The sequence below is a fragment of the Oribacterium sp. HCP3S3_B9 genome, from assembly GCF_052064255.1.
Lineage (GTDB): Bacteria > Bacillota > Clostridia > Lachnospirales > Lachnospiraceae > Oribacterium.
Genome location: NZ_JBQHVY010000003.1, coordinates 13,820 through 28,315, shown reverse-complemented (window position 1 = coordinate 28,315; position 14,496 = coordinate 13,820). Strand labels below are relative to the sequence as shown.

25 protein-coding genes are annotated in these 14,496 nt (G+C 48.4%); all 25 read left to right on the top strand.

Features of this window, described 5'->3' with window-relative positions; genetic code table 11:
* Positions 1-6: 6 nt before the first annotated feature.
* Positions 7-669: a 30S ribosomal protein S3 gene (gene rpsC, locus ACTNC3_RS02890; RefSeq protein ID WP_410042672.1), complete on the top strand. Its 663-nt coding sequence runs from the start codon at positions 7-9 to the stop codon at positions 667-669.
* Between the two features lie 2 nt (positions 670-671).
* Positions 672-1,100, top strand: a complete 429-nt coding sequence (gene rplP, locus ACTNC3_RS02885; RefSeq protein WP_410042671.1) for a 50S ribosomal protein L16 — start codon at positions 672-674, stop codon at positions 1,098-1,100.
* On the top strand, positions 1,100-1,303 hold the full coding sequence (rpmC, locus tag ACTNC3_RS02880) for a 50S ribosomal protein L29 (RefSeq protein ID WP_410042670.1): 204 nt from the start codon (positions 1,100-1,102) through the stop codon (positions 1,301-1,303). Before rplP ends, rpmC begins: the two co-directional genes overlap by 1 nt.
* A 17-nt stretch (positions 1,304-1,320) precedes the next feature.
* Positions 1,321-1,575 (top strand): 30S ribosomal protein S17, encoded by a 255-nt coding sequence (gene rpsQ / locus ACTNC3_RS02875; RefSeq protein ID WP_410042669.1) that lies wholly within the window; start codon positions 1,321-1,323, stop codon positions 1,573-1,575.
* 25 nt (positions 1,576-1,600) lie between these two features.
* Entirely contained in the window at positions 1,601-1,969 is a 369-nt protein-coding gene (gene rplN / locus ACTNC3_RS02870) for a 50S ribosomal protein L14 (RefSeq protein ID WP_410042668.1), read from the top strand.
* Positions 1,970-1,981: 12 nt separating this feature from the next.
* Positions 1,982-2,287: a 50S ribosomal protein L24 gene (rplX, locus tag ACTNC3_RS02865; RefSeq protein ID WP_410042667.1), complete on the top strand. Its 306-nt coding sequence runs from the start codon at positions 1,982-1,984 to the stop codon at positions 2,285-2,287.
* Between the two features lie 20 nt (positions 2,288-2,307).
* Positions 2,308-2,847: a 50S ribosomal protein L5 gene (gene rplE, locus ACTNC3_RS02860; protein ID WP_410042666.1), complete on the top strand. Its 540-nt coding sequence runs from the start codon at positions 2,308-2,310 to the stop codon at positions 2,845-2,847.
* Between the two features lie 12 nt (positions 2,848-2,859).
* Positions 2,860-3,045: a type Z 30S ribosomal protein S14 gene (locus ACTNC3_RS02855; RefSeq protein ID WP_410042665.1), complete on the top strand. Its 186-nt coding sequence runs from the start codon at positions 2,860-2,862 to the stop codon at positions 3,043-3,045.
* A 330-nt stretch (positions 3,046-3,375) separates the two neighbouring features.
* Positions 3,376-3,777 carry a 30S ribosomal protein S8 gene (rpsH, locus tag ACTNC3_RS02850; RefSeq protein ID WP_441226393.1) on the top strand — a complete coding sequence of 134 codons (402 nt, stop codon included), beginning with the start codon at positions 3,376-3,378 and terminating at the stop codon, positions 3,775-3,777.
* Between the two features lie 118 nt (positions 3,778-3,895).
* On the top strand, positions 3,896-4,438 hold the full coding sequence (rplF, locus tag ACTNC3_RS02845; protein WP_410042663.1) for a 50S ribosomal protein L6: 543 nt from the start codon (positions 3,896-3,898) through the stop codon (positions 4,436-4,438).
* A gap of 16 nt (positions 4,439-4,454) precedes the next feature.
* A complete protein-coding gene (rplR, locus tag ACTNC3_RS02840; RefSeq protein WP_410042662.1) occupies positions 4,455-4,817 on the top strand; it encodes a 50S ribosomal protein L18 in 363 nt (120 codons plus the stop codon).
* 21 nt (positions 4,818-4,838) lie between these two features.
* Positions 4,839-5,348, top strand: coding sequence for a 30S ribosomal protein S5 (gene rpsE / locus ACTNC3_RS02835; protein ID WP_410042661.1), 510 nt, complete (start codon positions 4,839-4,841; stop codon positions 5,346-5,348).
* A 14-nt stretch (positions 5,349-5,362) separates the two neighbouring features.
* Complete coding sequence (rpmD, locus tag ACTNC3_RS02830; protein WP_410042660.1) at positions 5,363-5,548, top strand: 50S ribosomal protein L30; 186 nt, start codon at positions 5,363-5,365, stop codon at positions 5,546-5,548.
* 11 nt (positions 5,549-5,559) lie between these two features.
* A complete protein-coding gene (rplO, locus tag ACTNC3_RS02825; protein ID WP_441226392.1) occupies positions 5,560-6,003 on the top strand; it encodes a 50S ribosomal protein L15 in 444 nt (147 codons plus the stop codon).
* Between the two features lie 2 nt (positions 6,004-6,005).
* Positions 6,006-7,346, top strand: a complete 1,341-nt coding sequence (gene secY / locus ACTNC3_RS02820; protein ID WP_410042658.1) for a preprotein translocase subunit SecY — start codon at positions 6,006-6,008, stop codon at positions 7,344-7,346.
* Between the two features lie 82 nt (positions 7,347-7,428).
* Complete coding sequence (locus tag ACTNC3_RS02815) at positions 7,429-8,076, top strand: adenylate kinase (protein WP_410042657.1); 648 nt, start codon at positions 7,429-7,431, stop codon at positions 8,074-8,076.
* Positions 8,077-8,145: 69 nt separating this feature from the next.
* Positions 8,146-8,931 carry a type I methionyl aminopeptidase gene (map, locus tag ACTNC3_RS02810; protein WP_410042656.1) on the top strand — a complete coding sequence of 262 codons (786 nt, stop codon included), beginning with the start codon at positions 8,146-8,148 and terminating at the stop codon, positions 8,929-8,931.
* 13 nt (positions 8,932-8,944) lie between these two features.
* Positions 8,945-9,163, top strand: coding sequence for a translation initiation factor IF-1 (gene infA / locus ACTNC3_RS02805; protein ID WP_007157657.1), 219 nt, complete (start codon positions 8,945-8,947; stop codon positions 9,161-9,163).
* 111 nt (positions 9,164-9,274) lie between these two features.
* A complete protein-coding gene (rpmJ, locus tag ACTNC3_RS02800; protein ID WP_003022746.1) occupies positions 9,275-9,388 on the top strand; it encodes a 50S ribosomal protein L36 in 114 nt (37 codons plus the stop codon).
* A 21-nt stretch (positions 9,389-9,409) separates the two neighbouring features.
* Entirely contained in the window at positions 9,410-9,778 is a 369-nt protein-coding gene (gene rpsM, locus ACTNC3_RS02795; RefSeq protein ID WP_410042655.1) for a 30S ribosomal protein S13, read from the top strand.
* 142 nt (positions 9,779-9,920) lie between these two features.
* On the top strand, positions 9,921-10,310 hold the full coding sequence (rpsK, locus tag ACTNC3_RS02790) for a 30S ribosomal protein S11 (protein ID WP_036607960.1): 390 nt from the start codon (positions 9,921-9,923) through the stop codon (positions 10,308-10,310).
* A gap of 146 nt (positions 10,311-10,456) precedes the next feature.
* Positions 10,457-11,050: a 30S ribosomal protein S4 gene (rpsD, locus tag ACTNC3_RS02785; protein WP_410042654.1), complete on the top strand. Its 594-nt coding sequence runs from the start codon at positions 10,457-10,459 to the stop codon at positions 11,048-11,050.
* 26 nt (positions 11,051-11,076) lie between these two features.
* Positions 11,077-12,033 (top strand): DNA-directed RNA polymerase subunit alpha, encoded by a 957-nt coding sequence (locus ACTNC3_RS02780; protein WP_410042653.1) that lies wholly within the window; start codon positions 11,077-11,079, stop codon positions 12,031-12,033.
* A 96-nt stretch (positions 12,034-12,129) separates the two neighbouring features.
* Entirely contained in the window at positions 12,130-12,666 is a 537-nt protein-coding gene (locus tag ACTNC3_RS02775) for a bL17 family ribosomal protein (protein WP_410042652.1), read from the top strand.
* Between the two features lie 184 nt (positions 12,667-12,850).
* On the top strand, positions 12,851-14,428 hold the full coding sequence (locus ACTNC3_RS02770) for a hypothetical protein (RefSeq protein WP_441226391.1): 1,578 nt from the start codon (positions 12,851-12,853) through the stop codon (positions 14,426-14,428).
* The last annotated feature ends 68 nt before the right edge of the window (positions 14,429-14,496 follow it).

Sequence of the window (14,496 nt, the reverse complement as noted above, 5' to 3'; positions counted from 1 at the left end):
ATATAAATGGGTCAGAAAGTCAATCCGCACGGCATGAGAGTCGGCGTTATTAAAGATTGGGATTCCAAGTGGTATGCTGACAAGAATACTTTTTCAGATGCACTTGTTGAAGACTACAACATCCGTAAGTTCCTGAAGAAGAGACTTTACTCTGCAGGAATTGCGAAGATCGAGATCGAGAGAGCTGCAAACGATAAGGTTCGCGTAGTGATCTACACTGCTAAGCCAGGTTTCGTTATCGGTAAGGGCGGCGCTGAGATCGAGAAGGTAAGAAAGGAAGTTCAGAAGCTTACCTCCAAGAATGTCAACATCGATATCAAGGAGATCAAGAGACCGGATCGCGATGCACAGCTCGTAGCTGAGAACATCGCGCAGTCCCTTGAGAACCGTGTATCGTTCAGAAGAGCGATGAAGCAGGCAATGCAGAGAACCATGAAGTCCGGCGTACTTGGTATCAAGGCTTCTGTAAGTGGTCGTCTCGGCGGTGCTGATATCGCAAGACGTGAGTTCTATTCCGAGGGAACCATTCCTCTTCAGACACTCAGAGCTGACATCGACTATGGCTTCGCTGAGGCTGCTACCACATACGGCAGACTCGGTGTGAAGGTATGGATCTACAAGGGAGAGGTTCTTCCTACCAAGAATACCAAGGAAGGGAGCGATAAGTAATTATGTTAATGCCAAAGAGAACGAAGTATCGTAAGCAGATTCGTGGAAACATGAAGGGTAAGGCTACGAGAGGTAATAAGGTTACTTATGGTGAGTTCGGTCTTGTCGCAACTGAGCCTTGCTGGATCAGATCCAATCAGATCGAGGCAGCCAGAGTTGCCCTTACAAGATACATCAAGCGTGGCGGTCAGGTATGGATCAAGATCTTCCCTGACAAGCCGATCACAGCTAAGCCACTCGGCGTCAGAATGGGTTCCGGAAAGGGCGCTGTAGAGTACTGGGTAGCTGTAGTTAAGCCAGGTAGAGTAATGTTTGAGATTTCCGGCGTACCTGAGGAGACGGCAAGAGAGGCACTTAGACTTGCTAGTCACAAGCTTCCTTGCAACTGCAAGATCGTTACGAAGGCCGATCTGGAAGGCGGTGATAACTAATGAAGAAGAAAACTTACGTAGAAGAGTTACAGGCGAAGACAACAGAGCAGCTCAATGCTGAGCTTGTTTCTGCAAAGAAGGAGCTCTTTAATCTGAGATTCCAGAACGCTACCAACCAGCTCGATAATACAGCAAGAATCACCGAGGTTCGCAAGAACATCGCGCGTATTCAGACAGTTATCACAGAGAAAGCAAAAGCGTGAGAAAGGAGAGCACAACAATGGAGAGAAATCTGAGAAAAACACGTACCGGTAAGGTCGTTAGTGCAAAGATGGACAAGACCATCGTTATCGCTATCGAGGATCACGTTAAGCATCCTGTCATCGGTAAGATCGTAAAGAGAACCGTTAAGGTATACGCTCACGACGAGAACAACGAAGCTGGCGTAGGCGACACTGTTAAGGTGATGGCTACAAGACCTCTTTCTAAGACAAAGAGATGGAGACTTGTTGAGATCGTTGAGAAGGCTAAGTAATTAAGAGGCAAGGAAGGAGCATTATATGATTCAGCAGGAAACAAGACTTAGAGTTGCTGATAACACAGGTGCAAGAGAGCTTCTTTGCATCCGCGTTATGGGTGGCTCAACCAGAAGATATGCTGCTGTCGGAGATGTAATCATCGCATCCGTGAAGGATGCCATCCCAGGCGGTCAGGTAAAGAAGGGTGACGTTGTCAAGGCTGTTGTAGTAAGAACCGTTGATGATATCCGTCGTAAGGACGGCAGCTACATCAAGTTCGACGAGAATGCAGCTGTTATCCTTAAGGACGATGGAACACCTAAGGGAACACGTATTTTTGGACCGGTAGCAAGAGAGCTTCGTGATCATGGTTACATGAAGATCGTTTCCCTCGCTCCGGAAGTACTGTAAGGAGGTTGCCAGATGCGTAGAATTAAGAAAGACGATATGGTAAAGATCATTGCCGGTAAGGACAATGGTAAGCAGGGCAAGGTCCTTTCCTTTGACCCGGCAACCAATAAGGTAGTCGTTGAAGGCTGCAATATGGTAACCAAGCACCAGAAGCCATCTCAGGTTAACCCGCAGGGTGGCATCCTTCACAAGGAGGCTCCGATCGACGCTTCCAACGTGATGCTCGTTGTTGACGGACAGGCTACTCGCGTAGGCTTCGAGGTTAAGGACGGCAAGAAGGTAAGAGTTGCGAAGAAGACCGGTAAGGTCGTTGAGTAAGAGAAAGGAGGAATTTTAAGATGGCTAGATTAAAGGATCTTTACAATAGCGAGATCAAGGAAGCTATGACGAAGAAGTTCGGTTACAAGAACGTTAACGAGATTCCTAGGCTTGATAAGATCGTTATCAACATGGGCGTTGGAGAAGCTAAGGAAAATTCCAAGGTTCTCGACAGTGCAGTGCGTGATCTCGAGATCATCACTGGTCAGCATGCTGTAACCACCAAGGCGAAGAAGTCTGTTGCAAACTTCAAGATCAGAGAGGGACAGGCTATCGGATGTAAGGTTACTCTTCGTGGCGAGAGAATGTACGAGTTCGCTGATCGTCTGATCAACCTCGCACTTCCGCGCGTAAGAGACTTCAGAGGCGTTAACCCGAACGCATTTGATGGCAGAGGTAACTATGCACTTGGCCTCAAGGAGCAGATCATTTTCCCTGAGATCGAGTTTGATAAGGTTGATAAGGTAAGAGGTATGGATATCATCTTCGTTACGACTGCAAAGACGGACGAAGAGGCAAGAGAGCTTCTTAGACTGTTCAACATGCCGTTCGCAAAGTAATCGGAGGAAAATATGGCTAAGTTATCAATGAAGTTAAAGCAGCAGAAGGCTCCGAAGTTCTCCACCAGAGCATATACCAGATGCAAGATCTGCGGAAGACCTCACTCTGTTCTTAAGAAGTACGGTATCTGCCGTGTATGCTTCCGTGAGCTTGCATACAAGGGCGAGATCCCTGGTGTTAAGAAGGCTTCCTGGTAATCAGGACCTTTCACCATTTGAGCCTGCGGCAATGTGATCCTTCGGGATTGTGTTGTCAAGGGCGATAATTTCTGGATTGTATTTAAAGAAGTACATAATTTACTTCAAAAAGATACGCCGGACCGGGTTGCAACTCGGAGAAAAATGGTTATAATGTAAATGTTGCGCCGCAGGCCGCACAGCATATGCTGTGCCATTTGACTAAGCATCGGATCCCGTATCCTATGGACTGGTCAGGTGAGATCACCCTGTTGACGCGGCATTTGCTTTGTCCGAAATTATACGGACATATAACAAACTATATTTTTTTAAGAAAGGATATCCGTAAACATGAGTATGAGTGATCCAATCGCAGATATGCTTACAAGAATCCGTAATGCAAACACTGCAAAGCACGACACAGTAACTATCCCATCCTCCAAGATGAAGCTTGCTATCGCTGACATCCTGGTAAATGAGGGCTACATCGCAAAGTATGAGCTCGTTGACAACGGCAAGTTCAAGGACATCAAGGTTACTCTTAAGTATGGCGCTACGAAGAACGATAAGATCATCGGCGGCATCCGTAAGATTTCCAAGCCGGGTCTGAGAGTATACGCTGGCAAGGAGAACATGCCTTCCGTACTGGGCGGTCTTGGTATCGCCATTGTTTCCACCAATCAGGGCGTTATGACTGATCGTGAAGCAAGAGCAAAGGGCGTAGGCGGCGAAGTTCTGGCATTTGTTTGGTAATTTAGTTTAATTAACCCACTAAACTATATTCTGAACAGTCTGAACAGGCTTACAAATAGTAACTAGTAATCTGAAAACTGTCTGAAAAGGCAGAGAATTTAAGAGAGGAGACATTAGTATGTCACGTATCGGAAAATTACCGGTAGTAATCCCAGCAGGCGTTACTGTTGAGATGAAGGACAACAACGTTCTTTCTGTAAAGGGACCGAAGGGTACTCTTGAGAAGCAGTTCGCTCCAGAAATCGGCATCGAGCAGAAGGACGGCGAGATCGTTGTTACCAGACCAAACGATAATAAGAAGGAGAAGTCCCTTCACGGACTTACCAGAGCGCTCATCCACAACATGGTTGATGGTGTAACCAACGGCTTCGAGAAGAAGCTTGAGATCAACGGTGTAGGTTACAGAGCAGCGAAGCAGGGCAAGACACTGACCCTTACACTCGGCTATTCTCACCCGGTTACCATGGAAGATCCGGAGGGTGTTGAGACTGTACTTGATGGCACAAATACCATCTTCGTTCGCGGCATTGACAAGGAAGCAGTTGGTCAGTACGCAGCTGAGATCCGCAGCAAGAGAGGACCGGAGCCATATAAGGGCAAGGGTATCAAGTATGCTGATGAGATCATCAGACGTAAGGTTGGTAAGACAGGTAAGAAATAATTAGGAGGAAAGTGAAATGGTAAGTAAGAGAAATAAAGCTGAACTTCGCCAGAAGAAGCACGAGAGACTTAGAAACCGTTTTTCTGGTACTCCAGAGAGACCACGTCTTTCCGTATTCAGATCTGACAAGCATATGTATGCACAGATTATCGATGATGTAGCAGGCAACACTCTTTGCGCTGCTTCTACTCTTGATAAGGATGCAAACTTAGAGAACACAAGCAATATTGAGGCTGCTCAGTACGTTGGTAAGGCCATCGCGGAGAAGGCTCTGGCTAAGGGAATCAAGCAGGTTGTATTTGACCGTGGCGGCTTCCTGTATCATGGTAAGGTTCAGGCTCTCGCAGATGCTGCAAGAGAAGCTGGCCTTGAATTCTAATCGAGAGGAGAAACAAGCAAGATGAAGCGTGAAAGAATTGATGCAAATCAGTTAGAATTAAACGACAACGTCGTAGCCATCAAGCGTGTTGCGAAGACCGTTAAGGGTGGTCGTACCATGAGATTCTCTGCTCTCGTAGTAGTTGGTGACGGCAATGGTCATGTAGGTTGTGGTATCGGTAAGGCAGTCGAGGTTCCAGAGGCGATCCGTAAGGCTCGTGAGGCTGCTGTAAAGGCTATCGTTACAATCCCTGTAACCGAGGAGAAGTCCGTACCGCACGATTATGTTGGTAAGTTCGGAAGCTCTACTGTTCTTCTGAAGAAGGCACCGGAAGGAACTGGTATCATCGCTGGTGGTCCTGCTCGTTCTGTACTTGAGCTTGCTGGTATCAAGAACATTCGTACCAAGTCTCTGGGCTCGAACAATAAGACAAACGTTGTACTCGCTACCCTTCAGGGCCTCACTTCCATGAAGACTCCTGAGGAGTTTGCTGCACTCCGCGGCAAGACTGTAGCTGAGATCACAGGTTAATAGGGGGTATCAAAATGGCAGATAAGAAGTTAAAGATTACACTTGTTAAGTCTCCAATCGCAGCTATCCCTAAGCAGAGAGCTACTGTTCAGGCTCTTGGTCTCCGTAAGATCCGTCAGAGTGTAGAGCTTCCGGACAACGGTGCTACAAGAGGTATGATTCAGAGAGTTAACCATCTTGTAAAAGTTGAAGAAATCTAAGGAGGCATACAATGGAGTTAGCTAATTTAAAGCCGGCTGACGGCGCAAAGCAGTCAAAGAACTTCAGACGTGGCCGTGGCCATGGTTCAGGAAACGGCAAGACCGCAGGTAAGGGTGCAAAGGGCCAGAAGGCAAGATCTGGAGCACCAAGACCAGGATTTGAGGGTGGTCAGATGCCTCTGTTCAGACGTATCCCGAAGAGAGGATTCACTGATCGTAATTCTAAGGTTATCACAGGTATCAACCTTTCTACTCTTGACACTCGTTTCAACGAGGGTGAGGAAGTAACCATCGAGGCTCTTCTCGAGAAGGGCATCATCAAGAAGGTTAACGATGGCGTTAAGATTCTTGGTAACGGCGAGCTTACAAAGAAGCTCAATGTAAAGGTGAATGCTTTCTCAGCATCTGCTAAGGAGAAGATCGAAGCTTTAGGCGGCACCTGTGAGGTAATCTGATAATGTTCAAATCACTACTTAATGCATTTAAGGTAAAAGAACTGAGGAAAAAGCTTCTGTTCGTTTTCCTGATGCTCGTAGTAATTAGGTTTGGATCGAATCTTCCTATCCCGGGTGTGAACGCGCAGTACTTTAGCGAGCTGTTTAACAGCATGTCCAATAATGATGCATTCGGTTGGTTCAATACGATGACCGGTGGCTCCTTCGAGCAGCTGTCGATCTTCGCACTGTCCATCACACCGTACATCACTTCATCCATCATCATCCAGCTGCTCACCGTGGCCATTCCGGCCCTCGAGGAGATGCAGAAGGATGGTGAAGAGGGAAGAAAGAAGCTCACTGAGTACACCAGATACGTAACGATCGGTCTGGCTCTTATCGAGTCACTTGCGATGGCTATCGGATTTGGCGGTCAGGGACTTCTGATCGGTTTCGCCGAGGCGAGCACAGGAAGAAAGATCGCTGATATCGCGATCGCTGTTATAGCGATGACGGCGGGCTCGGCACTTCTGATGTGGATCGGTGAGCAGATCACAGATAAGGGTGTGGGCAATGGTATCTCCCTCGTCCTCCTCTTCAATATTCTGTCTTCTGTTCCGAGCGATTTCCAGACGCTGTACATCAGATTCATAAGCGGAAAGAATGTGGCAACGATGGTTGTCGCAGCGATCATCATCGTTGCAGCAATTATCGGACTAGTTGTATTTACGATCATCCTCAACGACGCGCAGAGAACCATCCCGGTTCAGTACAGCCGGCGTGTGCAGGGCAGAGGCCTGGTGGGCGGACAGTCCTCCAACATCCCTCTGAAGGTCAATACAGCAAGTGTTATGCCGGTTATCTTCGCCAGCTCACTGATGACCATGCCGGTTGTGGTCGGTCAGATCATCAAGGTGGATTACAGCACGATTCCTGGTCAGATCCTTATGGCACTGAACTCAGGCTCCTGGTGCAATCCGGACAGACCGATCTACTCGATCGGACTGGTGATCTACATTCTGCTGCTTTACTTCTTTGCATATTTCTATACATCGATTTCCTTTAATCCGTTAGAGATTGCAAATAACATGAAGAAACAGGGCGGTTTTATCCCGGGTATCCGTCCGGGTAAGCCAACCAGCGATTACCTTGATAATATTCTTACATATATTATTTTCATCGGTGCGACAGGACTGGCCATCGTCGCGATCATTCCGATCTTTATCTCCGGAGTGTTCAATGTTGGTCGTATCTCCTTCGCCGGTACGTCTCTGATCATTATCGTCGGTGTCGTGCTTGAGACCGTGAAGGCAATTGAGTCTCAGATGGTTGTAAGAAACTACCAGGGATTCCTGAACGATTAATCGTCAACACCAAGCCTCCTCAGACATACGATCTGGGGAGGCTATCAGTGTTTATTACTATAGTACTATCGGGAGAACGCAAATGAAGATTGTTATGTTAGGTGCGCCTGGTGCCGGTAAGGGTACACAGGCGATCAAGATTGCTGATAAGTATGATATTCCACACATTTCGACGGGTGATATCTTCCGTGCGAACATCAAGGGTGGTACAGAGCTCGGACAGAAGGCAAAGTCCTACATCGATAAGGGCGAGCTGGTTCCGGATGAGGTAACGATCGGAATGTTGCTGGATCGTATCGCACAGGATGACTGTAAGAACGGTTATGTTCTCGATGGTTTCCCACGTACGATTCCGCAGGCGGAAAGCCTGACAGAGGCACTGAAGAGCCAGGGCGATCGGATCGACTTCGCACTGAACATCGATGTTCCGGATGAAGCCATCATCAAGCGTATGTCCGGCAGACGTGCCTGCCCGAAGTGTGGTGCAACCTACCATATCGTATACGCAGCACCGAAGACAGAAAACATCTGTGATAAGTGCGGTACCGAGCTCATCATTCGTTCGGATGATAAGCCGGAGACCGTAAAGGATCGTCTCAATGTTTACCATCAGCAGACAGAGCCGCTCATCGCGTACTACAAGACCGCCGGCGTGCTTCGTGAAGTTGATGGAACACAGGAGCTTCCGAAGGTATTTGAGGATGTCGTAGCGATCCTTTCCGAGAACTGATTCTTCGGAAGGTGAGTGACAGAACAGCCTCTGCTGTAAAACATTAAGCGTATTCAGAAAGAAGTACTCATGATCGAAATCAAATCAAAACGTGAAATCGAACTGATGCGTGAGGCAGGCAAGATTCTCTTCGAGATGCACAATCGTCTCGGAGAGAAGATCGCCCCTGGTATCAGCACGAAGGAACTGGATGAACTGGCCGAGGGCATCATGCGGAAGCTCGGTGGCTTCCCAAGCATGAAGGGTTTATATGACTTCCCGGGAACCTGTTGCATCTCTGTCAACGAAGAAGTCATCCATGGTATCCCTGATCGTCATGTGATTCTGAAGGATGGTGATATCGTCTCCATCGACACCTGCACCAGCTATCATGGCTATAATGCAGATGCGACCAGAACCTGGGCGGTGGGTGAGATTTCCGAGGATGCGAAGCGGGTGATCAGAGTCTGCCAGCAGAGCTTCTTCGAAGGTATGAAGCAGGCCGTCGCCGGTAATCATCTGAACGATATTACGTCGGCCATCGGTAATTATGTAGAGTCTCAGGGCTGTGGCATCCTGAGAGAATATTGCGGACATGGTATCGGAGCGGAGATCCATCAGGATCCGGAAATTCCGAACTATGATATGCATCGGAAAGGACCGAAGCTCTGCGCTGGTATGACACTGGCGGTGGAGCCGATGATCACATTAGGATCACCGATCTGCCATACACGGGATAACGGCTGGAATGTCGTTCCGGATGACGGCAGTCTTTCCTGCCACTATGAAAACACGATTCTCATCACCGACGGTGAGCCTGAGCTGCTGACGATGCCGGGTGAGGATAAGAGTTTATTAATCACATTAAATAAATAAGAAGGAGAACTGAATGTCTAAATCAGATGTAATCGAGATTACTGGCAAAGTAATTGAAAAACTTCCGAATGCCATGTTCCAGGTTGAGCTTGAGAATGGCCATCAGGTACTGGCACACATTTCCGGAAAGCTTCGTATGAATTACATTCGAATTCTTCCAGGTGACAAGGTGACCATCGAACTTTCACCGTACGACCTTTCCAAGGGACGTATCATCTGGAGAGACAAATAAAGCGGTCGATATTCTTACAATTCCTTTAAAAAGGGCTTTACAATAGTGGAGCGCTTTGTTAGAATGATACGGCAACTTTGTTCGAATTCGTTATTAGAAAGGGGAATTACTATGAAGGTAAGATCATCAGTAAAGCCTATCTGCGAGAAATGCAAAGTCATCAAGCGGAAAGGCTCTATCAGAATTATCTGCGAAAACCCTAAGCACAAGCAGAGACAAGGTTAATTTTTACAGGAGGAAACAAAAATGGCTCGTATTGCAGGTGTCGATTTACCGAGAGAGAAGCGTATCGAGATTGGTCTGACATACATTTATGGTATCGGTCAGTCCAGCGCTGATAAGATTCTCGCGGCAACAGGCGTTAACCCTGACACACGTGTTAAGGATCTCACTGACGATGAAGTCAAGGAGCTTGCGAACTACATCGCTGAGCACCAGGTAGTAGAAGGTGACCTCAGAAGATCAACAGCTCTGGACATCAAGAGACTTCAGGAGATCGGCTGCTACCGTGGCATCCGTCACAGAAGAGGCCTTCCGGTTAGAGGTCAGAAGACCAAGACCAATGCCAGAACACGTAAGGGACCGCGTAAGACTGTTGCTAACAAGAAGAAGTAATCTATTAGAGAGTATTCTTCTTTAAGGTAAGAGAAAGTCCAGATCAGAAATGATCACACTGATGTAGAATCAGAAGTAACTATTGTGATCTTCATGTTTTAAATACAGGAAGACAGAAAAAGGAAAGTAGGTTAGTTTTAATATGGCGTCAGGTAAGAGAATTACAAAGAAGCGCGTAAAGAAAAACGTTGAACGCGGACAGGCACATATTCAGGCATCTTTCAACAACACTATCGTTACACTGACAGATGCTGAAGGAAACGCTCTTTCATGGGCAAGTGCTGGTGGTCTTGGTTTCAAGGGTTCAAGAAAATCTACTCCATATGCAGCTCAGATGGCTGCTGAAACTGCTGTTAAGGCAGCTTTAGTACACGGCTTAAAGTATGTGGATGTAAGTGTTAAGGGACCAGGATCAGGACGTGAGGCAGCTATTCGTGCACTCCAGGCCAACGGTCTCGAGGTTACTTCCATCAAGGATGTAACACCGGTTCCACACAACGGATGCCGTCCACCAAAGCGCAGAAGAGTATAATCCTGATTTTTCTGGATTATCTTGAGTTGATTCACCACAGACATAGGCCGCAGTATGTATAAAATAGCGGCAGATCTGTCCGACGAAGCCCACGGGTGTAAAGGACGTATCACGTAAATTACTTGATATTATAAGGAGAAAGAATTATGGCAGTTGACAAAACTCCCGTACTTAAAAGATGCAGGTCACTCGGACTTGACCCTGTATTCTTAGGAATTGATAAGAAGTCAAACAGACAGCTCAGAAACCAGCGTCGTAAGATGTCTGAGTATGGTCTTCAGCTTCGTGAGAAGCAGAAGGCGAAGTTCATCTATGGCGTACTTGAGAAGCCTTTCCGTAACTACTATGCAAAGGCTAACCAGATGAAGGGACAGACCGGTACCAACCTCATGGTTCTTCTTGAGTCTCGTCTGGATAATGTGATCTTCCGTATGGGCCTTGCTCGTACTCGTCGTGAGGCACGTCAGATCGTTGATCACAGACTCATCACTGTAAATGGCAAGGTTGTTAACATTCCTTCCTACCTTGTATCCGCTGGCGATGTAGTTGCTGTCAAGGAGTCCAAGAAGTCTCTTCAGAGATTTAAGGATATCCTCGAGGTTACCAACGGCCGTATGGTTCCGGCATGGATCGATTGCGACCAGGAGAACCTCAAGGCGACTGTAAAGCAGCTTCCTTCCAGAGAGGAAATCGACGTTCCAGTAAACGAGATGCTTATCGTCGAGTTGTATTCAAAATAATTAGCCTGCAATAAAGGAGGCATTGCATGTTCGATTTTGAGAAACCAAACATTGAGATTGTTGAGATTTCAGATGATAAGAAGTACGGCAGATTCGTATGCGAGCCGCTGGAAAGAGGCTACGGTACTACGCTGGGCAATGCGCTGAAGCGCATCATGCTCTCTGCTCTGACCGGTGCTGCAGTTTCTCAGGTCAAGATTACCGGTGCCGATCGGGATGGCGATGCGATCCCGGGTGTAAAGGAGTCTCTGACTGAGGTCATCATGAACCTTAAGAGTCTCGAGATTCAGAACACTTCAGCCTCCGATGACGCAATGGTTGTATATCTTTCGCATATGGGTGAGGGCGTCGTTACGGCGTCCGACATCCAGCTGGCAGAAGGTCTGGAGATCCTGAATCCGGAGCAGAAGATTGCAACTCTTGACGCTCAGGATGCGAAGCTCGAGATGGAAATCACCATCACATCGGGCAGAGGCTATGTCGGTGCAGACCGTTCCAGAATCGCAGAACTTCCGGAAGGAGTTTTCGACGTGGATGCGATCTACACACCAGTAGAGCGTGTAAATATGGCCATCAGCAACACACGTGTCGGTAACAAGATCGATTACGATAAGCTGACACTGGATGTATTTACCAGCGGTAAGATGAGCCCGGATGATGCTGTTTCTGAAGCAGCGAAAATTCTTTCCGAGCATCTGACCCTCTTCATTGATCTGTCTCAGAATACGCAGACGACCGAAGTCATGGTTGAGAAACCAGTCGACGGTAAGGAGCGTATCCTCGAGATGAACATCGATGAGCTGGAGCTTTCCGTTCGCTCATATAACTGTCTCAAGAGAGCCGGGATCAACACCGTACAGCAGCTCTGTGCGAAGACACCGGATGATATGATGAAGGTTCGTAACCTGGGTCGTAAGTCACTTGAGGAAGTTCTTGCAAAACTGAAGGAGTTAAATCTCAGCCTTTCCACTCAGGAGGAGTGATCCATCCGGGATGGTCTGATTCGTCTGCAGGGAGCTGCAGAAGCTGAGATACATAAAAACCGGTAAGACCGAAGTGCACGGTGGGGGAAATAGATTATGTCAAATTATAGAAAGTTAGGTAGAGAGTCCAGCCAGAGACAGGCCATGCTTCGCGCACTGACCACTTCTCTGATCGCAAACGGCAAGATCGTTACAACCGAGGCTCGTGCGAAGGAAGTTCGTAAGCAGGCTGAGAAGCTAATCGCACTTGCAGTTCGTGAGAAGGACAACTACGAAGAGGTTACCGTTAAGGCTAAGGTTGCTCGTAAGGACGCCGATGGCAAGCGTGTAAAGGAAGTAGTTGATGGTAAGAAGGTTACCGTTTATGACGAGATCGAGAAGACCATCAAGAAGGATAAGCCATCCAGACTTCATGCACGTCGTCAGATGCTTGCATACCTTTACCCGGTAACGGAGGTTCCTGCAGCTAAGGCTGGTCAGAAGAAGAACACCAAGAGTGTTGATCTCGCTGCCAAGCTTTTCGACGAGTATGGTGCGAAGTATGCTACCCGTAACGGTGGTTACACTCGTATCGTAAAGATCGGTCTCCGTAAGGGTGACGCTGCTATGGAGGTTCTTCTTGAGCTCGTTTAATGCTTAAGAGAACATCAGGCGATTTTTTAAAGACGAAATCATCTTCGGATGGTTTCGTCTTTTTTGTACATATCCATGAGAGGGCCATCCGCAGCGTGGTGCGTCAGAATTTCGTAAACTATTTGAGATTGATTGTTGATCCTGGTCTAGTATACTTAGATTAGAGAATACTAGGGAGGTTCGTATGAAAAGACAGATGAAGAAGAGCGCGAAACGATCCTTGTGGCAGTGCCTGCTGCTTATCGTCCTGCTTCTGATGATGAGTGTGACCGTCTGGGCGGCCGATCGAAATGCACGTATCAGTACGGTGAAGATTACGGTTTCAGACTATCTGAAGGATCTGAGCCTCGAGGGAGGAGATCATGAGCTTCCATCCCTGTCCGAGAGTGATTTCGCTGTCCCGGATACCGACCAGTATGTCATCGACAGTGCAGAGTGGTATGACACGAACGGCAGCCTTACGGTGGGCACGCAGCCGAAGGTTCTCCTCTACCTTTCAGCCCAGGAGAAGGAACACGCCAATGGCTACAGTACGTTTTACTACTTCAACGGCTCGTATAACAGCTCAAACGTCCGTATCAGCGGCGGTACCTTCGTATCGGCTCAGACCATCGGAAATTATGGGCTGCGCGTCGTTCTTTCACTGAAGGGGATCAAGGGCACTTACGGCGAGCCGGTTAGCCCGCGATGGAGTACGGCCCTCGGCATGGCGACCTGGGGTCAGCCGACGATGAGCTCCGGCTACTATAAGGTGACGCTTTTCCGGGATGGAAGCCGCGTTACGACGATCACGACCGACCAGACGAACCTGAACCTGTATCCGTATATGACACGGGCTGGCGGGTATTACTTCGAGGTCAGCAGCATACCGTATGGCACGAGCCAGAGTGGTGGACAGGCGTCCCTCGGCATTCAGTCCGACAGCCTGATCGTCACGGAGAGTCAGATCTCTTCAGGCTCCGGTCAGTATCCGAATGGCACGTATATCCTGAATCAGAACCAGAATCAGACGATCACCAACCTCTACGGTTCCGGCAGCACGAACACGGTGATCAGTACGAACGGTACAAGCACCGGCGTCGATCTGTATAACTCCGGTACCTCCTATACGGTGTATAATGCAAACACCGGGCACACGAGCACCCTCCCGGGGGTCAACCTCGGCACCGGAACTGGCACCACGACCGGGACGCAAACGCTCGGTACGGGAAACAACACGACCTATACGGTGTACGGCGATACGACGAACGGCAGCACACAGTCACAGGGCGCACTCAGCGGCAGCTGGTATAAGAGCGGCGGAAGCTGGTACTTCCGTACCGTGACCGGTCAGAACATGGCGAACACCTGGCTCCTCTGGCAGGATCACTACTATCGCTTCGATGCGAGCGGTCGTATGCTGACCGGCTTCTACACGGATACCAACGGCGCCACCTATTACCTCAGGGATTCCGGGGCGATGAAGGTTTCCTGGGACGTGATCAACGGCGCATGGTACTACTTCAATCCGGCTGAAGGCCCATATTACGGTATGATGTTTAAAAACCAGATCGCCATCGTCGGACCGAAGACCTACTACTTCGATCATGACGGACGCATGCGTACCGGCTGGGTCATCATGAAGGACAGCAGCGGCCAGGACCAGTACTACTACTTCTATCCGAAGACCTCGGAAAACGACAGCAATTACGGTCACATGGCGAAAAGCACCACTGTCCTCGGCGGGTACACCATCGCCGCCGACGGCCACTGGGTACACTGAAGATCGAATTAAAAATCATACCCGTTCAGGTAGGGGCCCCTGCCCAAACTGCTACCTGAAAATGTATG